Annotated in this window: 12 protein-coding genes; 6 read left to right on the forward strand and 6 right to left on the reverse strand. The window is 64.6% G+C overall.

From position 1 onward, the window contains the following. Positions 1-35: 35 nt before the first annotated feature. The 3 genes from xylB to ACOYYX_RS16545 all read right to left on the reverse strand — a co-directional run bounded on the left by xylB (position 36) and on the right by ACOYYX_RS16545 (position 4,992). Positions 36-1,580 (reverse strand): xylulokinase, encoded by a 1,545-nt coding sequence (gene xylB / locus ACOYYX_RS16535; protein WP_422931013.1) that lies wholly within the window; start codon positions 1,578-1,580, stop codon positions 36-38. A gap of 375 nt (positions 1,581-1,955) precedes the next feature. Continuing rightward, positions 1,956-3,869 carry a M1 family metallopeptidase gene (locus ACOYYX_RS16540; RefSeq protein WP_422931014.1) on the reverse strand — a complete coding sequence of 638 codons (1,914 nt, stop codon included), beginning with the start codon at positions 3,867-3,869 and terminating at the stop codon, positions 1,956-1,958. Positions 3,870-4,029: 160 nt separating this feature from the next. Beyond that, the gene (locus ACOYYX_RS16545; protein ID WP_422931015.1) at positions 4,030-4,992 is read right to left on the reverse strand and encodes an aldo/keto reductase; all 963 of its coding nucleotides are present in this window, start codon (positions 4,990-4,992) and stop codon (positions 4,030-4,032) included. A gap of 592 nt (positions 4,993-5,584) precedes the next feature. Between ACOYYX_RS16545 and ACOYYX_RS16550 the strand changes: the two genes are divergently transcribed. The 5 genes from ACOYYX_RS16550 (at position 5,585) to ACOYYX_RS16570 (ending at position 15,276) form a co-directional block, all read left to right on the forward strand. Then, positions 5,585-6,892 (forward strand): DUF1501 domain-containing protein, encoded by a 1,308-nt coding sequence (locus ACOYYX_RS16550; RefSeq protein WP_422931016.1) that lies wholly within the window; start codon positions 5,585-5,587, stop codon positions 6,890-6,892. A gap of 172 nt (positions 6,893-7,064) precedes the next feature. Further along, positions 7,065-9,509: a PPC domain-containing protein gene (locus ACOYYX_RS16555; protein WP_422931017.1), complete on the forward strand. Its 2,445-nt coding sequence runs from the start codon at positions 7,065-7,067 to the stop codon at positions 9,507-9,509. Between the two features lie 112 nt (positions 9,510-9,621). Continuing rightward, entirely contained in the window at positions 9,622-12,069 is a 2,448-nt protein-coding gene (locus tag ACOYYX_RS16560) for a DUF1549 domain-containing protein (protein WP_422931018.1), read from the forward strand. Positions 12,070-12,185: 116 nt separating this feature from the next. Then, the gene (locus tag ACOYYX_RS16565; protein WP_422931019.1) at positions 12,186-14,537 is read left to right on the forward strand and encodes a c-type cytochrome domain-containing protein; all 2,352 of its coding nucleotides are present in this window, start codon (positions 12,186-12,188) and stop codon (positions 14,535-14,537) included. A gap of 244 nt (positions 14,538-14,781) precedes the next feature. Continuing rightward, positions 14,782-15,276, forward strand: coding sequence for an acetolactate synthase (locus ACOYYX_RS16570; RefSeq protein ID WP_422931020.1), 495 nt, complete (start codon positions 14,782-14,784; stop codon positions 15,274-15,276). 68 nt (positions 15,277-15,344) lie between these two features. Here the strand turns inward: ACOYYX_RS16570 and ACOYYX_RS16575 are convergent, their stop codons facing one another. Together ACOYYX_RS16575 and ACOYYX_RS16580 are read right to left on the reverse strand one after the other, a co-directional pair. After that, the gene (locus tag ACOYYX_RS16575) at positions 15,345-16,577 is read right to left on the reverse strand and encodes a serine hydrolase domain-containing protein (RefSeq protein WP_422931021.1); all 1,233 of its coding nucleotides are present in this window, start codon (positions 16,575-16,577) and stop codon (positions 15,345-15,347) included. Between the two features lie 112 nt (positions 16,578-16,689). Further along, entirely contained in the window at positions 16,690-17,322 is a 633-nt protein-coding gene (locus ACOYYX_RS16580; protein WP_422931022.1) for an NUDIX domain-containing protein, read from the reverse strand. 68 nt (positions 17,323-17,390) lie between these two features. Here ACOYYX_RS16580 and ACOYYX_RS16585 point away from each other — a divergent pair, with 68 nt between their 5' ends. Next, positions 17,391-18,494, forward strand: a complete 1,104-nt coding sequence (locus tag ACOYYX_RS16585; RefSeq protein ID WP_422931023.1) for an acyl-CoA dehydrogenase — start codon at positions 17,391-17,393, stop codon at positions 18,492-18,494. Between the two features lie 109 nt (positions 18,495-18,603). On the opposite strand, the gene aspS is transcribed toward ACOYYX_RS16585, so the two are convergent. Further along, positions 18,604-20,364: an aspartate--tRNA ligase gene (aspS, locus tag ACOYYX_RS16590; RefSeq protein WP_422931024.1), complete on the reverse strand. Its 1,761-nt coding sequence runs from the start codon at positions 20,362-20,364 to the stop codon at positions 18,604-18,606. Positions 20,365-20,939: the final 575 nt, after the last annotated feature.

Consider the following 20,939-nt stretch of genomic DNA (forward strand, 5'->3'; position numbering starts at 1 on the left):
CGGGCCTGCGACGCCCAGCTTTCCCGCCACGAGCCTCAAGAATCTGAGCTGTTGACCAGGGAGGAGATCGCCGAGAACGAGCCGTGGAGGTCGTCGTAGAGCTGCCTGTAGATCGGATAGGCGCGGTTGTAGAAGGCGCGTGCCTTCTCATCGACCTTGGTGCATTCGGTGAGCCGGATGGTGGCGTCACAGGCTTCGGGGACAGACGAGAATCCGCCGGCGCCGACCTGGGCCAGTAGCGCCACGCCGAAGGCAGGGCCTTCGGTCGATTCGAGCATGTGCACATCCTGGCCGTAGATATCAGCCTGGATCTGTCGCCAGAGCGGGTTGCGAGCCCCGCCGCCGGAGAGGCGGATCTGCTCGATCGAGGCCCCCATTTCCTTGATCAACTCGAGGCTGTCGCGCATCGCATAGGTCGCCCCCTCCATGACGCTCCGGACGAGGTGCGATCGGCCATGGCGTACGGTCAGCCCCACCCAGGCCCCCTTCGCGTCGGGGTTCATGTGGGGGGTCCGCTCGCCCGTGAGATAGGGCAGGAAGAAGAGGCCTTCTGCCCCCGGCCCGACCTTCGCAGCCTGATCGGAGAGGAGGAAGTAAGGGTCGATTCCTTTCGCCTTGGCCGCGTCGATTTCCGCCTGGGCGAGTTGGTTGCGATACCACTGGAGACTGCCGCCCGCGGCGAGGACCACCCCCATGACGTGCCAGGCCCCCGGCACCGCATGGCAGAAGCGATGGAGCCGACCCAGCGGGTCGAACCCGACCTCATGGGTGTGGGCGAAGACGACGCCAGAGGTCCCCATCGTCGCCGAGACAGCACCGGGCCGCACGATGCCGTTGCCGACCGCGCCCGCGGCCTGGTCGCCGCCGCCTCCGACGACCGGCGTCCCCTCGGCCAGCCCCGTGCCCGAGGCCCCCAGGGCCGAGACCTGACCCGAGACCTCGAAGCTCTCGTAACAGGGCGGCAGGAGATCCGGGTCGATCTCGAGGAGGCCCAGGAGTTCCCGGCTCCAGTTGCGCTTGGCGACGTCGAGAAGCAAGGTGCCCGACGCGTCACTGACCTCGGTCGCAAAGGTCCCCGTCAGGCGATAGCGGATGTAATCCTTGGGGAGGAGCACCTGGCGGACGCGGTCCCAAGACCTCGGCTCGTGATTGCGGAGCCAGAGCAGCTTGGGGGCTGTGAAACCGGTGAGCGCGGGGTTCGCCACCATCCGGATCAGGGCCTCTTTCCCGCCCGCCCGGCGCTCGATCTCGGCGCACTCGGCGGCCGTGCGCTGGTCGTTCCAGAGCAAGGCGGGGCGGATGACCGAGCCGGCCTCGTCGAGAAAGACCGAGCCGTGCATCTGGCCGCTGAGCCCGACTCCCGCCACATCCGAAGGCTTGAGCCCGGCCTTCTTGAGGACGGCGGCGACGGTCGTCTTGGTGGCCTCCCACCAGAGCTCGGGATCCTGCTCCGACCAACCCGGCCTCGGGTGCTCGCAAGGGTATTCGGCCGAGCTCGACCCGAGGACGTTCCCGGCCTCGTCGATGGCCAGTGTCTTCGTCCCCGACGTCCCAATGTCGATCCCAAGCGTCACGCTCACCGTTTGATCCCCCAACGCTCGCCGCGGTGCCAGGCCTCGCCCACCGACAGGATCGGGGCGATCACCGCGTCTCTCGCCGAGCCGCTTTTAGACATCAATATAAGAGAAATCCGTGACGCCAGACTTCGCAATCGCGGACGACCGCGGGTTGGTGGGTGGATCGCGCCGGATCCCCCACATCTCGATCACGAGCCCTAACTAAGATGACGGCCTCGCCGACCCATGTCGAGACCTTCGTGGTTCGCGGGAATGGCCCCACTGTCAAATCCAGCATTGGTCATAAGGTCCAGGCCCTACCCACGCGCGATCGTGAGGATAGGGCCTGGTCGTGAGGATGTTAACAAGGATTCGGAACTTGCTCGTGAGACGGCTTCCTCAGTCCTTGCCGAGGAGACGACCCACCGACTCGGCCGCGATCGGGTGATACGACTCGCGAGCTTTCTCGAAGAGGGCCTTCGCGCGAGCCTTGCCCTCGGGGGTCTTGAGCAGGGCACCATAGAGCGGCATGAGGTACTTGCGGCGGCCGACCGTCGTCAGGAACTGGTCGAGCCGTGCGTCGGCTGGGGTGTATTGGTTGCGGATGGCCATCAAGAGCCACTGCTCGGAGATCTCCGAATTGCCGGAATCGGTCAGGTGGAAAGCCTTGTCGAGGGCCGTCATCTGCTCGAGCGTCAGCGACTCGGGAAGCGACTGGAGGAAATGGAGCCATTCGTGCGTCGACCACTTCTTCGTGTCGATGGCCTTGGCGTCGAGCTTGCCTTCTGTCCACGGGCGGGCGTAGCCGTCAACGGCCTCGAAGAGTTCCGACTTGGGTTCGGGATAGCCGTTGGGCAGGCCTGGAGATTCGAGCCAGGCCTTCACGTCGATCTTGCTCGCGACCGCCTCGTCCTGATTCAGGAGGTGGGCCTTGAGGTACTCAGCAAACTGGGCCGTCGTGATGCTCTGGAAGGCGAAATGATCGAAGTAGCCTCGCACGAAGGCGTCGAACCGCTCGCGCCCGAAGGCCACTTCGAGTGTTCGCAGGAAGAGGGCTCCCTTCTCGTAGGGGACGCGGGTCATGCCGTCATCCGGATCGCGTCCGCTCAGGTCGATGTGTAGGACCTGATCCTTGGGAGCGAATTCTTCGATCTCATGCCGCAGCTCGCGAATGCCCAGGACGAGTTCCATGTTCGAGCGGGCGGCGCCGTAGAGATCCTCGGTGACGCGGCGTTCGATGTAGGTCGTGAAGCCCTCGTTGAGCCAGAAGTCGCTCCAGGTGGCGTTCGTCACGAGGTTGCCGGACCACGAATGCGCGAGCTCGTGTGCGATCAGCGAGACGAGGGAGCGATCGCCGGCCAGGATCGTCGGGGTGACGAAGGTCAGGCGGGGGTTCTCCATGCCGCCGAACGGGAAGCTCGGCGGGAGGACGAGCATGTCGTAGCGACCCCAGCGATAGGGGCCATAACGCCTCTCGATCGCCGTGACCATCGCCTCGGTGTCGGCGAATTCGTGCTCGGCGACCTCGACGACGGAAGGTTCGGCATACACGCCCGTCCTCGGCCCGAGGGGCCGAAAGGCGAGGTCGCCCACGCCGATCGCGATGAGATACGGCGGGATCGCCTCCGGCATCTCGAAGCGGAAGACCCCATCGGCCTCATCCGAAGGCCGATGGTCCGCGCTCATCACCGCTCGAAGCCCCTTGGTGACCCGGATCGTGGCCCCATACGTGACGCGCACTCCCGGCGAGTCCTGGAGCGGGATCCATGAGCGGGCGTGGATCGCCTCCGACTGCGAAAAGAGAAACGGGTGGACCTTGCCGGCGGTCATCCGAGGCTCGAGCCACTGCAAGGCGCTCGCCTTTGGCGAGGTCTTATAGGTAATGCGAAGCTGGGTCTCCGAGGCCGGCAGCCAGATCCGGAGCGGCGTGCCGAGGATGGGGTCGGAGGCCTTTTCGCCGAGTTCGAATCGGAGCGGCTTGGGATTATCGCGGCCGACTGACGAAACTCCTTCGATCGTCAGGTCCCGCGTGTCGAGGACGAGCGGCGCGTCGGCCGGGCAGTTTGGGGCCCGTTCGACATCCAGGGTCGCGGTCCCTCGCAAGACCTTGGTGGGGAAGTCGACGGTGAGGTCGAGGTCCACCCGCTTGACCTTGATCTGCTCGGGATGACCGAATGAGTGGAGATCCCTCGCCCCTATACCGTTCGAGGTCACGATCGATTCCTCACCCTGGACCTTGCCAACCGCCGCCATTTCCAGGACACAGGCCAGCGCGATCGCCGCCCCGCATCGGATCCATTCCCGTTTCGTCATTCGTCGAGATCCCCTGCCCCGAACCGTCCAGAACTCTTCCGGCCTTCGAAAAGGACCGTCTCCACCGCAACTCTACCGAGGATGTGAACCTCTCGAAAGGCGGCAGCCGATCCGTCGTCGCGGGGAACTCGCCACATTACAAGCCCACAATAGCTCATGTCTACGCATCCTGATGATCCCGGAAGAACTCGGTGACCGAGACTTTGCGCTCCATCGAGATCGATTCGCTCAGTTGGCGTCGCTCATCTGCAGACATGGCCTTGAACGTGCGGGCCAGTTCGATGTTCTTCTCGATGAACTCCAGTTTGGGCATACCGAGGCTCGCGAGACTCACGGGAAGCGACAAGGTATAAGAGAGCAGCTTGTCGATCGGGGCGGCGCCCAGGATCTGCTCCTGCCCGAAAATCTTCATGCCGATGATGCCCATGTTCTTGCGGACGGCCACCGGCAGGGCGAGCTCCTCGAAGCCGCCAGCGGGCATGGCCTGGGCCTTCATGTTGTCGGTCATGCGGGCCATCGCGGCGTTGAGGGCCATCTGGGTGCAGTCGAAGTCGTGACGCTCGAGCGCCGACTTCAGGGTCGATGGGGCGGCGTGGCAGGTGATCCCGATGGCCCGGGTGATCTTCTGATCTCTGGCCTCGTACATGGCGGCCAGGATGCCATCGGGCTTCTCGATCGCCGCGAGGTCCGAGTCCCCCGCGAGGGCGTGGATGTGCAGGACGTCGAGGTGGTCGGTCTGGAGCCGCTTCAGGCTCAGCTCGATCTGACGACGGGCGTCGTCGGCCGTCCGGGCCGAGAGCTTGGTCGCGAGTGTGACCTGCTTGCGACGTTCGGGCATCAGCTTGCCGATCCGCTCCTCACTCCTCCCATTTCCATACGAATGAGCCGTGTCGATGTAGGTGATCCCCAGGTCGAGCGCCCGGCTGAGGGCCTCGAGGGCCTTGTCTTCCTTCTCATACATGAGGAACCGGCTGCCCGAGCCGAATCCGAGGATCGAGACCTCGATCCCGGTCTTGCCCAGGTTCCGAGTCGGCAGCTTAGAGGCTTCCCCCGCTCCCAAGGAGGGGACGACGGCCGCACCGACGGCGGCGACTTGCAGGAACTCTCGGCGCGAAAGGCCCATGCTCTCTTCCCCCCGACTTGAGATGAATTGGTGCCAGTACCCGATCCTAACGCCGCACGAACGGAGAAACCACGCGTTGGGGTTTGTTGGAACGCCATTTGAGCCGTGCCGAAGAAATTCGTCTTGTCACCCTGATTGGGAACGTGAAACCATAGTCCTCGAAAGGATTAAGGGCCGAAGAGCCGAAATGTCGGAGAAATTTTCAACGAAAATCACTTTGGAGAAAAAAGCGCCAACGCCGCTTGCATCCAATCCGTACCTGTAGGTAACAATAGGTCATTGTTCAACATTGGCACCACAACTGTCGTTATCCGCAAAACCACGAAATGAATTCGGTATTCGCGGCGTAAAGGCCGTTCCCCCACCGATTTAAGGCTTGCCTAAAGACCTCGCCAAAGACTCGACAGACGACCAGAGAAAGCACTCCTTCCCCACGGCTTGCGAGACGTCAGAAATTCCCGTTGAGAATTCGGCCCGTTCTCCGCATACAGGTGTTGGATATTTGTCCTACCCCTGAATGAGTGTGTGGGAGCTTGAGGCCCAAGCGGAACTCGACCGACCAACCTAAATCAATCCTCGAAGGAGATGATCGATGGCAAACGGCGGATCGCATCGTTCGGTCAGTCGCCGTGGCTTCCTGGCCGTTGGCACCATGGGTTTCGGCTTGAGCCTCGGGGATATGTTCCGCCTCCAAGCGCGGGCCGAGCTCAAGACCTATGCTCCGATCGCCCCGAAGGCGGACTCGGTCATCCACATCTTCCTGCCGGGCGGCATCGCCCACCAGGAGACGTTCGACCCCAAGCCGTTCGCCCCGATCGAATATCGCGGCGAGCTGAGTCATATCGCCACCAAGATTGAAGGCGAGCCGTTCTCGGAGACCCTGCCGAAGACCGCGACGATCGCCGACAAGCTGACGATCATCCGCTCGATGACCCACGGCGAAGCCGCCCACGAGCGCGGCACGCACAACATGTTCACGGGCTATCGCCCCAGCCCGGCCCTCCAGTATCCGAGCTTCGGCAGCGTGGTGTCCCATGAGTACGGGCCGAAGAACAACCTGCCGCCGTACGTCTGCGTGCCGAGCCTGCCGAACGTCTATGCCGGCACCGGTTACCTCAGCTCGTCGTTCTCCCCGTTCAGCCTCGGCAGCGATCCCGCCGACGGCAACTTCCGGGTGCAGGACCTGAACCTCCCCAGCGGCATCAACGAGTCGCGCTTCGCCACCAGGCGGAATGTGCTCGACGCCGTCAACGACCACTTCGCTCGCAAGGAGAAGGGTGACGGCCTCGCCGCCATGGACACCTTCTACCAGCGTGCGTACAGCCTCATCAGCTCGGAGAAGGCCCGCGAGGCATTCAACATCAACGCCGAGCCCGCCAACATCCGCGACGAATACGGCCGCAACACGGCCGGCCAGCGGATGCTGATGGCCCGCCGACTCGTCGCAGCGGGCGTCCGGCTCGTCTGCCTCCAGTACGGCAGCTGGGACCTCCACGCCGGGATCGCCGCCGGCATGCGGTCGCAAATGCCCGCCTTCGACCAGGCCTTCGCCGCGCTCATCAACGACCTGAGCCGCACGGGCCTGCTTGACCGCACCCTCGTCATGGTCTCGTCTGAGTTCGGCCGGACCCCGAAGGTCAACAAGGACGCCGGTCGCGACCACTGGCCGAAGGTCTTCAGCGTGGTCCTCGCCGGCGGCGGCATCAAGAAGGGCTACGTCCACGGGGCCTCGAACGCCACGGCGACCGAGCCGGATCGCGACCCGATCGGGCCGGAAGACCTGGCGACCACGGTTTACCACCAGCTCGGCATCGTCGCCGACAAGGAACTGATGGCTCCGGGCAACCGACCCATCGAAATCGTCGACGGCGGCAAGGTTCGCACCGAACTGCTCGCCTGATCTATCGAACCGATGGACGAGAGGCCGTGACGACCTGACTAGGTGCGTCACGGCCGGGCGTCGGTCGAGCAAGACGAGCCATGACGGCTCGGGACGCTGGGTGTCCTCGTCACGCGACTCCTGGCCGACGTCTCCGCATCCTTCCCTCCTGTTCCTGTTCGGACATCCCACCATGGCAACCTTCCGCCGCTCTCTCGGTGTGGTCGTCAGCTTGTTCATCGCGACGCAGGCCTTCGCCGCCTCGCCCAACATGGCCTCGCTCCGCCCCCAGGGCGGTCAGCGTGGGACGGAGGTCGTCGTCACTCTCGGTGGCGCCCGGCTGGCCGATGCCAAGGAGCTGATGTTCTATCAGCCCGGAATCACGACCACGAAGCTCGAGGTCGTCAACGACGGTGCCGTGAAGGCCACGCTGAAGATCGCGCCGGATTGCCCGCTCGGGCTGCACGATCTCCGACTCCGCACGGCGACGGGGATCAGCGAGCTGCGCAGCTTCAGCGTCGGGGCCTTGAAGGAAGTCAACGAGGTCGAGCCGAATAACGAGTTCGCCAGCCCCCAGCCCATCACGATGAACACGACGGTCAACGGCGTCGCCGACAACGAGGACGCCGACTACTACGTCGTCGAGGCCAAGAAGGGGGAGCGGATCAGCGCCGAGGTCGAAGGGGTCCGTCTCGGGATCACCCACTTCGACCCTTACGTCGCGATCCTCGACTCCAAACGATTCGAGCTGGCCTCGAGCGATGACTCGGCCCTCGTCTGGCAGGACGGCGCCGCGAGCGCCATCGCCCCGGCCGACGGCAAGTACATGATCCTCGTCCGCGAGAGTGCCTATGCCGGCAACGGTGCCTGCCTCTATCGCGTCCACGTGGGCAACTTCCCCAGGCCGACGGCCACCATCCCCTCGGGCGGCAAGCTGAACGAGACGGTTGACGTAAAGTGGGTCGGCGACGTCGCCGGCGAGACCACCACCAAGGTCACCCTCCCCGCCTCACCCCGGCGCGATTTCGGCGTCATCGCCCAGGACGCCCTGGGTTCCGCCCCCCACCCGAATATGTTCCGGCTCTCCCCGTTCGGGAACGTCATCGAGGTCGAGCCCAACGATAATCACCCGACCGCGACGGTCTTCACCCCTCCCATGGCACTCAACGGTGTGATCGGGAAGAAGGGGGACACCGATCATTTCGTTTTCAAGGCGACCAAGGGCCAGACCTTCGACATCAAAGTCTTCGCCCGCTCGCTGCGATCGCCGCTCGACCCGGTCCTGTACGTTGGACCCCGCAACGGCGGGGCGACGGCGGGGAGTGACGACAGCGCCGGGCCGGATAGCTACATTCGTTTCGGCGTGCCGGCCGATGGCGAGTATTTCATCTCGCTCGTCGATCAGCTCCAGAATGGCGGCCCGGACTACGCCTACCGCATCGAGGTCACGCCGGTCGAGCCGAAGCTTGCCCTGAGCGTCACGAGCGAGGCCACGCCGCGAGGCACGGGTGCCATTGCCGTCGCTGTTCCTCGCAAGAATAGGCAGGCGATCTTGGTGAATGCCAGCCGCGCGGACTTCGGCGGCGAGTTGATCATCGAGTCGAACAACCTCCCGCCGGGCGTCGCGATGGAAGCGGATACGATGTCGGCGAACATCGGCACCTTCCCCGTGCTCTTCACCGCGACCGCCGACGCACCCCTCGCCGGGACGCTGGCAGGATTCTCCGCCAAGCATACGGATCCGAACGTCAAGTTCCCCGTCGAATTCAGCCACCCGATCGAGATGGTCCTGAGCCTCAATAACGCCAACCTCGCCTACTGGACGAGGACGGTGGATAAGGTCGCGGTCGGCGTGACGGACGAGGCCCCGTTCTCCATCGACATCGTCGAGCCGAAGGTGCCCCTGGTCCGCGGCGGTCAGATGAACCTGAAGGTTGTCGCGACCCGCAAACCCGGCTTCACGGGCCCGATCGCCGTCTCCCTCCCCTGGAACCCGCCGGGAGTCGGATCCGCGGGCGGGGTCGTGATCCCAGAGAACCAGAACGAAGCCCTGATCCCGATGAACGCCGACGGCGGGGCCGAGTTGCGGACCTGGAAGATCGTCGTGAACGGGACGGGGACCGGGCCGACCGGGCCGGTCATGGTGTCCACGCAGCTCGCCAAGCTGACGGTTGCGGTGCCGTTCGTTGGTCTGGCCTATCAGGCGGCCAGCGTCGAACAAGGCAAGGAAGTGGACATGGCGATCAAGGTCGCCAAGGCGGTCGACTTCCCCGGCGAGGCGACGGTGGTCCTGTACGGCCTTCCGAACAAGGTCACGACCGAGAACAAGAAGATCACCAAGGACACCACGGATCTCGTCTTCCACATCAAGACAGACGCGGCGTCGCCGGCCGGCAACCATGCCAGCCTCTTCTGCCAGGTGATCATCACGCAGAATAACGAGCCGATCATCCACAACATCGGCACCGGCCAGTTGCGGATCGACGTGCCGATCCCGCCCAAGGCCAACGCCCCGGCACCCGCCCCCATGCCGGTTGCCGCCGCTCCGGCTCCCCCGGCCGCGGCCCCCGCCAAGCCCCTGAGCCGGCTCGAGAAGCTCCGGCTCGAGGCCCAGGAACGAGCCAAGGCCGGCAAGTAATAAAAATCTCAAGAACCACGCGGGACTGAGTTGCTTCGGGCCCGCCCCTGAATAACGACCTCGGCGTGAGACTCGCCCCCGAACCGACCAGACGTGACGAGGAAAGGTACCGATGACAGCCACTCTACTTGCCCGAGGATGCGTCGCCCTGGCCGCTCTACTCGGTCTCGGGTCCTTCGCGACGGCTCAGGAGCCGAGCCTGACCAAACTCGAGGTCTACCCGCCCGATATCAACCTGACGACGGCCGCCGATCGCCAGGGCGTTGTGGTCCAGGCGACCTTCTCCGACGGCATCACGCGCGACGTGACCAAGGACGCGGCCATCACGGTGGCGAATCCCGCCCTCGTGAAGCGAGAAGGCTCAACCTTCTTTCCGCTCGCCGATGGCACGAGCGCCATGGCCATCGCGTTCGGCGGCCAGACCCTGTCGATTCCGCTCAAGGTCGAGCAGGTTGCGGTCCATCCTCCGATCAGCTTCCGCCTCGATGTCATGCCCATCTTCATGAAAGCAGGCTGCAACACGGGTAGCTGCCACGGTGCCGCCCGCGGCAAGGACGGGTTCCGCCTCTCCCTCTTCGGGTTCGACCCGGACGGCGACCACTTCCGCCTGACCCGCGAGATGGTCGGCCGTCGCGTGAATCTCTCCGTCCCGGCCGACAGCACCCTGCTCGAGAAGGGCACCGGAGCCGTCCAGCACACCGGCGGCAAGAAGATCGAGCCGGGTAGCGAAATGTACCTGACGCTCCAGAACTGGATCGAGGGCGGGGCTCTCAACGACGACGCCACGAAGCTGCCCAAGGTCCTGGGCGTCGATCTCTATCCCAAGCAGGGGGTCCTAGACGGCAAGGGGGCGACGCAACAGATGACGGTCCGGGCCCGATACTCGGACGGCTCCGACCGCGACGTGACCCGCCTCTGCGTCTTCCTCTCGAACAACGACGTCTCGGCCGCCATCGACGGCGACGGCCTGGTGACGGCCGGCGACCGGGGCGAGGCCTTCGTCATGGCCCGCTTCGAAACCTTCACGGTCGGCTCGCAGATGATCGTGCTGCCGAAGGGCCTGAAGTTCAACTACCCCGACGAGCCCGAGACCAACTACGTCGACAAGCTCGTCGCCGGCAAGCTCCGCAAGCTCCGCATCGCCCCCTCGGGACTATGCGACGACCAGACCTTCCTCCGCCGGGTGTACTTCGACATCGTCGGCCTGCCGCCGACTGTCGAAGAGTACAACCAGTTCATGGCCTCAACCGAAGCCGACAAGCGGGCCAAGCTGATCGACGAGTTGCTGAAGCGGAAGGAGTTCACCGAGATCTGGGTGGGCAAGTGGGCCGAGATGCTCCAGGTCCGCACGGACCCCGTCCGCAACGTCAGCCAGAAGTCGATGTTCCTCTACTACAACTGGCTCGTCGAGAAGCTCTCCAAGAACACGCCGATGGACGAGATGGTCCAGGAGCTCCTCGGGGCCAACGGCGGCGTCTTCAAGAATCCCGCCACGAACTTCTACTTGAGCGCCCCCGAGACCCTGGCCCTGACCGAGAACGTCGCCCAGGTCTTCATGGGCATGCGGATCCAGTGCGCCCAGTGCCACAACCACCCCTTCGACCGCTGGACCCAGAACGACTACTACGGCTTCGCCGCCTTCTTCTCTCAGATCGGCCGCAAGGGGGGCGAGGACTATCGCGAGATCATCTTCTTCAATTCGGGCGGCGGCGAGGTGAACCACCCCGTCGGCGGGGCCGTGATGAAGCCGAAATTCCTGGGCGGCGATACGCCTGACGTCGCCGGCAAGGACCGTCGCGTCGTTCTGGCCAAGTGGCTGGCCTCGCCCGAGAACCCCTGGTTCGCCGCCTCGTTCGCCAACCGCGTCTGGGCCCACTTCTTCGGCGCCGGGATCGTGGAGCCGGTCGACGACTTCCGCGTCAGCAACCCGGCCTCGAACCCCGAGCTGCTCGAGGAGCTTGGAAAACGGTTCACCGCGTCGAAGTACGACCTCAAGAGCCTCGTCCGGGACATCTGCAACTCGAAGACATATCAGCGTTCGACCCAGCGGAACGAGAGCAACGCCACCGACGAGCGTAACTTCGCCCACGCCAACCTCAGGCGGATCAAGGCCGAGAACCTCCTCGACGCGATCTCGGTCGTCACCGACACCAAGGACAAGTTCCAGGGCCTGCCCCTCGGTGCCAGGGCCGTGCAGATCGCCGATGGGACGAGCTCGACCTACTTCCTGACGACCTTCGGCCGGGCCACTCGCGAGACGGTCTGCTCGTGCGAGGTGAAGATGGAGCCTACCCTCTCTCAGGCCCTCCACCTCCTCAACGGCGATACCGTCAACGCGAAGATCCAGCAAGGTGGGCTCGTCCCCAAGATGCTCGCGAACAAGAAGTTCCCCGAGGAGCGGATCATCGAGCTCTACATCCGCTCGCTGACGAGGACGCCGACGAAGGAGGAGATCGAGAAACTCCTGCCGACGATGGGCGAGGGGGCCAACCAGCAGCAGGCCCTCGACGACGTCTTCTGGGCGTTGCTCAACAGCCGCGAGTTCCTGTTCAATCATTGATCCTGCCGACTCGTCGTCCGTCTCGTGTCCTGATCCGATTGCGTGACCGTCCTCAACGACCACCTGCCCTCGGGGCCATGCCCAGGCGTGCCCCGAGGATGACGAGGCTTCTGATCATGCGTGGGAAACTCCCCCTTGCCCTCCTCCTCGGGATCACGGCCTCGGCCTACCCCGCCGCCTCGTCGCAGGCTGCGGACGCCAAGGCCAAGGTGACATTCCAGGACCAGGTCTCGGCCGTCTTCAAGACCCGCTGCAACTCCTGCCACAACGGGGACAAGCAGAAGGGCGGGCTGAACCTCGAGACGTTCGGCGGCACGATGCAAGGCGGCGGCTCGGGTAAGGTCATCGAGCCGGGCGACCCCGACAACAGCTCGCTCCTCGCGCTCATCACCCACAAGGAAGAGCCGAAGATGCCGCCGAACTCCCCCAAGATCCCCGACGCCGAGATCGAGACGATCCGGCTCTGGATCGAAGGCGGGGCGCTCGAGACCAGCGGCAGCATGGCGGCGGTGAAGGCCAAGCCGAAGTTCGAGTTCAAGCTCGACCCCTCGGCGGCCGGCAAGCCGGTCGGCCCCCCGGCCATGCCCGAGAACCTCAGCACCGAGCCGGTCGTCCTCGCCCCCCGGCCCAATGCCGTCACCGCGATGGCGAGCAGCCCCTGGGCTCCGCTCGTTGCGATCGGCGGCCACAAGCAGGTGCTGTTATACAACACGACGAACAACCACCTATCCGCCGTCCTCCCGTTCCCCGAGGGCTCGATCAACGTCCTCAAGTTCAGCCGCAACGGCTCACTGCTGCTCGTTGGGGGCGGCCGGGGCGGTCAGTCGGGCCTCGCCGTCGTCTTCGACGTGAAGAACGGCAAGCGGGTCTTCGAGATCGGGAAGGAGTATGACGCCGTCCTCGCCGCCGACATCAGCCCCGACCACGGCATGGTCGCGCTGGGCGGCCCGAGCAAGATCCTCCGCGTCTACAGCACCAGCGACGGCCAACTCGTCTACGAGTCGAAGAAGCACACGGAATGGATCACGGCCATCGAGTTCAGCCCAGACGGCGTCCTGCTCGCCTCGGGCGACCGTAACAACGGGCTCGTCGTGTGGGAGGCCGGGACCGGACGCGAATATTTCGACCTTCGCGGTCATACCTTGGCCATCACCGACGTGAGCTGGCGGCTCGACTCCAATGTCCTGGCCTCGGCCAGCGAAGACGGCACGGTCAAGCTTTGGGAGATGGAAAACGGCACGGCGATCAAGAACATCGGGGCTCATGGCGGCGGCGTGGCCTCCGTCCGGATGGCCCAGGACGGTCGGCTCGTCACCACCGGCCGCGACCACGTTGCCCGGCTCTGGGATCCGAACGGGAATAAGCTTCGCGACTTCGAAGCCTTCGGCGACCTCGCCCTTGAGGCCGTCTTCTCCCACGACTCGAACGCGATCATCGCCAGCGACTGGTCGGGCGAGGTCCGCGTCTTCGAGTTGAAGGAAGGCAAGCGGCTCGCCAACCTCGCTTCGAACCCCGCCACGATTGCAACCCGGCTCGAGCAGGCCTCGCAGGCCCTCGTCGCCGCCGAGGCGGCGACCAAGCCTTTCCAGCCCATGATCAAGGCCACGGCCGACGCCGCGGCAGCCCTGACCGCGAGCCAGAACGTCCTCGCCGCGGCCCAGCAGGTCGTCGCCCAGAAGACGGCCGAAGTGACCCAGGCCGATCAGGTCGTGAAGCAGAAGATGGCCGCCGAGAAGGCCGCGAATGACGGTGTCGTCGCCGCCCAGGCTGCGGTCACCCAGGCCCAGGCCGCCAAGGCCGCCGCCGAGAAGCTTGTGGCCGACAAGGCTGCGGCCGAGAAGTCGGCGACCGAAGCCCTCGCCGCCATCAAGGCGGTGATTGCCAAGGCCCAGGCCGATCGGGTGGCTCAGATCCAGGGGGTCGAGACTGCACTCGGAGCCATCAAATCCGCCGCCGACGAGGCTGCGGTTGCGAAAGCTCTGGCCGAGTTCGACGCCCAGACGAAGCGATACCTCGACCTCAAGGGGGCCGTCGACGCCGTGGCGGCTCGCTTCTCCGCCACGGAGGCCCAGATCAATGTCCTGGTCGGGGAGAAGAACGCGGCGGGCAAATTGGTCGAACAGGCCGTGGCGCAGATCAACACGACCACCGAGGGGGTCAAGGCGGCCCAGGTTGTCGCCCAGAAAGCCGTGGCCGAGCGTGAGGCGTCGGCAAAGGTTCACGCCGACCTTAACGCGGCCCTGCAGACGGTGAACGCCGACGCGGCGGCCAAGAAGGTTGTCGTCGACCAGGCGACCGCAGCCAAGGTGGCCGCGGACCAGGCACTCGCGGCGAACAAGCCGGCGATGGACGCCGCCGTGTCCAAGGTCGCCGCGCTCAAGGCCGAAGTCGACGCGCTGGCGCTCGAGAAGAAGGCCAACGACGCCGCCAAGACCGCAATGGCGACTTCGCCGGCCAAGGGCTCTTGATTGTATCTTGGAGCGAAGCCGCCTGGCCGAATTGCCGATGAGTTGAGAGTCCAACCAACGCCGGGCATGGGGCCAGTCCCCTGCCCGGCGTTTTCGTCGGCAGGCGGCATTGGTTTCGCTAACTCAGGCACGGCGGTCGCGTCGACGCGGCACCTTGACCGGCCTGGTTCGGAGTATTAAACTTCGGTGTGCCAAAAGGAACCGTATTTCCCCGGCCCGCACCGAGGAACGAGCGAGGGTCCCTATGAGCTTTGGCGAGGGTGGTGGCAGCGAGGTTGATTACGAAACCCTGCACGGTCGCAGTTGGCCCTCGATCACCCAATTCTCGGTTTTCCTTGAGAATCGGGTTGGCCAGCTAGCCGAAGTGGTCCGGGCCTATTCCGGCTCGAAAATCCGGATCGTCGGCCTGACGATCTCGGACTCGGCCGACTGCTCGATCCTTCGCCTGGTGCTCAGCCATCCGGAGCAAGGCCGCGAGATCCTGAGCCTGAACAAGCTGGCCTTCGCGGAAAACGAGCTCCTCGTGGCCGAACTGCCGGGGGGGCCGCAGTCACTCACCGACCTCTGCACGGCCTTGCTCCGCGCCGAGATCAATATCCACTACGCCTATCCACTCATCGTCCACCCGCATGGCCGGGCCGCCGTGGCCATGCACGTCGACAACATCGAGCAGGCCGGGACCGCCCTGCGCGCGATGGGCTTCGAGATCCTCAGCGAAGCCGACCTCTCCGCCCAGTAAGCTTTCGACTTCGAGGTACGAAGAGCGGGCTGGCTCCTTGCCTATAGAGCCAGCCCGTCGTTTCCTGGTCAGGAAACGTAACGGTTGGCTTCCTGGAATAGCCGATCGTTGATCTTGCCGAGATCCGCGTCGGTCCGGTTGGCGAAGACGATGACGCCGGCGCCATCCGAAACTCGGAAGGACAGATTCGTCCGCACTCCCGGGTCGCTGCCATTGTGGCCCCAGTGTCGCTGGCCATTGCGCGTCTCTGTCGCCCAGCAGATTCCCTGCTCGGGCGACGTCGCAGACTGCGGAGTGAGCATGAGCCGGACGGTGTCGGGCTTGAGGATCGAGACATCTCCGAGCTTTCCCTGGTTCATGTAGGCGAGCGTGAAGCGTGCGAGCTGATTCACGCTTGTACGCAGTCCGCCGTCGGGGTAGTTGGGGAAGCTGTAGAGGCAGATCGGGTGATAATCGCCGCTCTTCGGCTCGTTCACCACCTCTCCGGCGAGGAGCTTGAACTTTCGGTAGACCTCCAACTCCTCCTTGTCGGCCTTGCTCTTCCCCGCCGCGACATAGGGCACGACATGATTCGGGAGATCCGTCTCGGAGAGGAGCCAGCCCGTCCGCTTCATTTCCAGACGCGTGAAGATGTTTTTTCTGGTATATGCCGGGAATGATTCTTTCGAGAGCCGCTCGACCAGGAAGCCCAGGAGTCCGAAGCCGAGGTTTGAGTATTGACGCTTCTGGCCCGGCTTCCAAGTGTGGAAGTTGTCCTTCTGCGAATAGTAACGACCACCGGGTGTCAGATATGCCTGGAGCCACTCCTCCAGCGAGAGGGTGGGATCGCCGCAGGCGTAGCTGGAACCATAAGCGAGGCTATCGGCGATGCCGGCCCGGTGCGTCAGAAGGAGCCGGTAGGTGATCGGCGTCTCGGGATGGTTGGGATTCCTCACGGCGAAAGGGAGCCGCTCGTTGACGTCGTCGTCGAGTTGGAACTCGCCCTTCTCCCAGAGTTGCATGATCGCCGTGGCGACGATCGTCTTGGAGATGGAGCCGATATTCTGCACGGTGGCATCCGGGTCCATCGGCCGGCGCTTCTCGATATCCGCCCAGCCATAGCCCTTCGACCAGACGACTTTTCGCCCCTTCACGATGCAGGCCGTCAGGCCGGGAATTTGCGCGGCCCGACGCCTCTGTTCGATGAAATCATCGAGCTCTGACGTCTCCTCGGCGGCCCCGAGTGCCGTCCTTCCGATGAGGCCCGGCAAGACACCGGTGGCCGAAGCCCGCAGGAAGTCGCGGCGCAGAATTCGGGTCATAGGTCCCGTCCTTAAGTTCCACTCGACGACATCCATCCGTTGGAGCGCGGGTTCTCTGCCGCGCAGCCCGCGTCTCGGGCCGACATCATATCATCATCCCGGTCCGATCCAACTATTCCTGGACCTGACGGAAGAACCCTTCTTGATTCGCCACCGGCGAAATCGTCCCACCCTTGTCGAGCCGCTTGATCCAGGCCGATGCCCGCGACGGCGATTGCCCTAGTGTCTTGAAGAGTCGTCGAACGTCGCTCGCCTCGAAAGGTTGAGGCAGCATGGGGACAACCATCGGCCCTACTTCCAGAGCCTGCTGGAGCCATTCCAGGCCGCGACTCAGAATCTCATCGTGATCGAAGGCGAGATCCCTCGCTTCCTTGGGATCGATCCATCGGGCCTCGGAGGCATCGTCGCCACCTCGCACCTTGGCGATTGGAGCGGGAACCGTGACGGCGTAGACCATGCTGATCGTTCGACCCCTGGGATCGCGACCGGGAGCCCCGAAGACACCGAGGAAGGAGATCGGGGCGGAGAGGTCGAAGCCGGTCTCCTCGCGGAGTTCCCGGCGAGCCGCGTCCTCGATCGGCTCCTCGATCTCCATGAAGCCGCCCGGGAAGGCCCACCGGCCAGCAAAAGGAGGGCGATCGCGGCGGATCAGGAGGACGCGCAGGCTTCCCTCGATGAGCGTGAACGCGACGAGGTCGACGGTGACGGCGGGTCGCGGGTAGTCGTAGCAATAGGGTGGTGGCATCGCGGGCGTCCCGGCTGGTGTCGCGATTTTCGGTTGGCGAACGGACGGAATTGCGGCAGACTACCATGATGAGCCATCAATCATCGACGTCTTTCGCCTGGCCGATCACCCAACACGACAACGAGCTTGAGACCCTGGTTGCGCGGCTCGCCGAGGCCGACGGCGCCGCCGATGTCTCGGGGGCCTGGTCGCCGGAACTCTGGTCGATCCTTGTCAACGCCGGCGCGGCCGGCTGGGGCCTGCCGAAGGAGTGGGGTGGGCCGGGCTATGACCGTTCAACCCTACTGGAACGCTATGCCCGGGTCGCCGTGGGGAGCATGACCGCTGCCTTTGTGCTCTCTCAGCACGACGCCGGCGTGCGTCGGCTTCTGGCCGCTTCCGAACGACCCGCCGCGGCCCACTGGCTGGATGAGATCAGCCAGGGACGAGCCTTCACCACCGTCGGTATCTCGCAACTCACCACGTCCCGGAGGCTCGGCCCCCGGGCGATGACGGCGACCGAGGTTGGCCCCGGCCAATACCGGCTCAACGGCTCGATGCCCTGGGTCACGGGGGCCGAGCACGCGAACATGATCGTCACGGGAGCCGTGCTCGAAGACGACCGGCAACTCCTCCTGGCGATCCCCACCGATCGCGCCGGGTTCTCGGTCCGACCTCCCTTCGCCCTCGCGGCGTTGCAGGCTTCGAGTACGTCGGAGGTGGTCTGCGAGGATGTCCCGGCGGGCGAAGAGGATGTCCTGGTCGGCCCCATGGAAGATGTCATGAAGACGGCAAGCGCGGCCGGCACGGGGGGCCTGGAGACCTCGGCCCTGGCGCTTGGGCAGGCTCGCGCGGCGCTGGACGCCCTCCATGCCGAGGCCCCTCGCCGCGAAGATCTCGTCGAGCCGTTCGAGGCACTCGCCGAGTCATGGGCGAAGCTTTGGCACTCGCTCTGTGAGACCGCCGAAGGGGTTCCGGAGGCCTTGACCTCGGGCCAGGTCCGGGGCCAGGCCAACGACTTCGTGCTCCGCGCGACGCAGGCTTACCTCACAGCACGCAAAGGCTCCGGGTTCCTTCGCGATGACCCGGCCCAGCGCTGGGCGCGACAGGCCCTTTTCTTCCTCGTCTGGTCCTGCCCAAGCCCTGTCGCCCAGGCCGCCATCCGCGATCTGGCCGGGATCTGCTCGACCTGAGGAAGATGCGATACCAGGCCAAATGAGCGAGGGTCGTCCCATCCAGTTCGGATGGGACGACCCTCGTTATTTAACGCAAAGCTCATGGCTGACAACCAGCCACACTCTCTCACTCGACCGTGCGGATCCGGAGGTCGCGGAGCTGCCGCGAGTCGACTTCGCCGGGGGCGCCCGTCATGAGGTCGGCGCCTCGGGCGGTCTTGGGGAAGGCGATGCAGTCGCGGATGTTCGTCAGGCCGGCGTAGAGCATGACGAGCCGGTCGACGCCCAGCGCGATACCGCCGTGGGGCGGTGCACCGTTCTTGAGGGCTCCGAGCAAAAAGCCGAACTTCTCCTCGGCCTGTTCCGGCGAGAGGCCGAGCAGGCCGAAGATCTTGGACTGGATCTGGGGGACGTGGCAGCGGATCGTGCCGCCGCCGCACTCCTCGCCGTTGACCACGAGGTCGTAGGCCTGGGCCCGGACCTTGGCCGGCTCGGTGTCAAGGAGCGGCAGGTCCTCTTCCAACGGCATCGTGAACGGGTGGTGCTCGGCGACGAATCGCTGCTCCTCAGCATCCCAGGCGAAGAGCGGGAAGCGGATGACCCAGGAGTAGTGGAAGCTCTTGGGGTCATACAGCTTCAGCTCGGTCGCGAGCCTTGACCGCAGGTTGGTCAGGGCCTGGCTGGTCACCGCCTGGGTGTCGGCGACGATGAGGATGAGATCGCCCGCCTTGGCGTCGAAGAGGGTGCGGACGTGTTCCTGGGCCGCGGGGGGGAAGAACTTGGCCGTCGGCCCGGTGAATCCTTCGGCCTCGACCTTGAGCCAGACGAGGCCCTTGGCCCCGAACGTCCCGGCAAACTCCGTCAGGCCGTCGAGATCCTTGCGGCTGTACTTCTGGCCGCCGCCCGGTGCGCAGATGCCCCGGATCCGGTTCCCGAATTCCTTGGCCTGCTGGAAGACCTTGAACTCGGTCAAGGTCGCGAGGTCGGCGAGGTCTTTCAGCTCCAGGTCGTATCGGAGGTCGGGGCGGTCGTTGCCGTAACGCTCCATCACGTCGTGGTAGTCGAGCCGGGGGAATGGCAGGGTCAGGGTCTCGCCGGTGAATTCCTTCGCCAGGGAGGCGACGACCGGCTCCATGGTCGTCATCACGTCCTGATCTTCGACGAACGACATCTCGACGTCGAGCTGGGTGAACTCGGGCTGACGGTTGGCGCGAAGGTCTTCGTCGCGGAAGCAGCGGGCGATCTGGAAGTAGCGGTCGAAGCCCGCGACCATCAAGACTTGCTTGTACAACTGCGGCGACTGCGGCAGGGCGTAGAAGTGCCCGGCGTGGACACGGCTGGGGACTAGGAAGTCGCGGGCACCTTCGGGGGTGCTGCGGCCGAGGATCGGGGTCTCGACCTCGAGGAAGTCCTGATCCGAGAGCGTCTGGCGCATGAGCTGAGACATTCGATGGCGCAGGACGAAGATCGACTGCATCGCCGGGCGACGCAGGTCGAGGTAGCGATACTTGAGCCGCAACTCTTCGTTCGCCTCGGCTCCCTGGATCTCGAACGGGGGGGTGGGCGTGGCGTTGAGGACCTCGAGCTTCTTGGCCCGGACCTCGATCTCGCCGGTCTTGAGCTTGGGGTTTTCCTTGCCTGGGAGGCGACGGGCCACTTCTCCCTGGATGGCGACGACGTATTCGCTGCGGAGCTCGCGCGCGGCGGCCTGGAGCGCCTCGCCGACCTCGGGCTCGAACACGCACTGAGTCAGGCCGTAGCGATCCCGAACATCGATGAAGACGAGGCCGCCGAAGTCGCGCCAGGCGTCGACCCAACCGTTCAGCGTGACGACCTGCCCTACGTGCTCGCCCGTCAATTCACCGCAAGTCTTTGTCCGTTTCAGCATGATCGTCGCGTCTTCAAGCCGGGATGGAAGGTGGGAGAAGGGTTACATTTCCGTCTTTCGCGGGTTCAAATTACCCCGTCTGGTCTCGCATCGTCAAGGATTCCCGGGACGATACCCAGGCAGGTGCCTGGGCCACTCCAGAGTTAACGCTAAACTCGACCTGGATTTCCTCGACATCAAAATTTATGACTCTCTTAAAACGATGAGCGTTCAGCCTTGGTACTGGTTCGCATGAAATTTCCTTCCTTCTCTCAATGGCGAGCCAATGACCCCGGTCGTGTGAACGAGTCGGGCGGCTCGTCGAATCTGATAGAGTTGGCTCAGTCCTGGGAGCAATCGGGGTGGCAGGTCGATCGCCAACCCTCCGAGTCCGGCAGGCTGCAGTTCACTGCGATCTTCGCGACACGGAATCAGGCGGGATGCAAGCAAGTCAGTGTCGATTTCCTCATTGAGCTCACGGACTCGAATCTGGTCCAGATCATCGGTCTGGGTCAGGTGATCCCGCGAACGTTGATGGAGCGTGCCAAGGTCCGACTCGTTGCTATGGAGTCAGGATTGTCGAGGAGGGGATACCA

Origin of the sequence: Singulisphaera chitinilytica, from assembly GCF_049331405.1 — a bacterium.
Classification (GTDB): Bacteria; Planctomycetota; Planctomycetia; order Isosphaerales; family Isosphaeraceae; genus PoT.

Excerpts from the sequence above, each read along its gene's own strand:
- ACOYYX_RS16540 (WP_422931014.1), bottom strand. The coding sequence starts at position 3,869 with ATGACGAAACGGGAATGGATCCGATGCGGGGCGGCGATCGCGCTGGCC.
- ACOYYX_RS16545 (WP_422931015.1), bottom strand. The coding sequence starts at position 4,992 with ATGGGCCTTTCGCGCCGAGAGTTCCTGCAAGTCGCCGCCGTCGGTGCG.
- ACOYYX_RS16550 (WP_422931016.1), top strand. The coding sequence starts at position 5,585 with ATGGCAAACGGCGGATCGCATCGTTCGGTCAGTCGCCGTGGCTTCCTG.
- ACOYYX_RS16555 (WP_422931017.1), top strand. The coding sequence starts at position 7,065 with ATGGCAACCTTCCGCCGCTCTCTCGGTGTGGTCGTCAGCTTGTTCATC.
- ACOYYX_RS16560 (WP_422931018.1), top strand. The coding sequence starts at position 9,622 with ATGACAGCCACTCTACTTGCCCGAGGATGCGTCGCCCTGGCCGCTCTA.
- ACOYYX_RS16565 (WP_422931019.1), top strand. The coding sequence starts at position 12,186 with ATGCGTGGGAAACTCCCCCTTGCCCTCCTCCTCGGGATCACGGCCTCG.
- ACOYYX_RS16570 (WP_422931020.1), top strand. The coding sequence starts at position 14,782 with ATGAGCTTTGGCGAGGGTGGTGGCAGCGAGGTTGATTACGAAACCCTG.
- ACOYYX_RS16575 (WP_422931021.1), bottom strand. The coding sequence starts at position 16,577 with ATGACCCGAATTCTGCGCCGCGACTTCCTGCGGGCTTCGGCCACCGGT.
- ACOYYX_RS16580 (WP_422931022.1), bottom strand. The coding sequence starts at position 17,322 with ATGCCACCACCCTATTGCTACGACTACCCGCGACCCGCCGTCACCGTC.
- ACOYYX_RS16585 (WP_422931023.1), top strand. The coding sequence starts at position 17,391 with ATGAGCCATCAATCATCGACGTCTTTCGCCTGGCCGATCACCCAACAC.
- aspS (WP_422931024.1), bottom strand. The coding sequence starts at position 20,364 with ATGCTGAAACGGACAAAGACTTGCGGTGAATTGACGGGCGAGCACGTA.